1 protein-coding gene is annotated in these 275 nt (G+C 70.2%); it reads right to left on the reverse strand.

The features are described from left to right. Positions 1-275, reverse strand: a 275-nt coding sequence (locus tag ADL01_RS27170; RefSeq protein WP_159049641.1) for a MarR family winged helix-turn-helix transcriptional regulator, incomplete at both ends; no start/stop codon positions are given.

Below are 275 nucleotides of genomic sequence, written 5' to 3' on the forward strand. Positions count from 1 at the left end.
GTCACCAGCTCGCGCAGGATCAGCCGCTCGATGACGGTGAGCGGTTCCATCAGGTCAGCGGTCATCTGCGGGACGTGCGCGGCGAGGGCACGCTCCAGCAGGTCGTTGCCCTTCTCGGTGGCCTCCAGCAGGGAGGCCCTGCGGTCCTCGGGGTGAGGGTGCCGGGTGATCAGCTCGGCCTCTTCCATCCGGGCGATCAGCCGGGTCAGGCCGCCGGAGGTGAAGGAGAGGTCCTCCGCGAGGCGGGCGCTGGTGGTACGACGTTGCGGATGCCG

This window comes from Streptomyces sp. NRRL WC-3618, from assembly GCF_001280005.1.
Classification (GTDB): domain Bacteria; phylum Actinomycetota; class Actinomycetes; order Streptomycetales; family Streptomycetaceae; genus Streptomyces.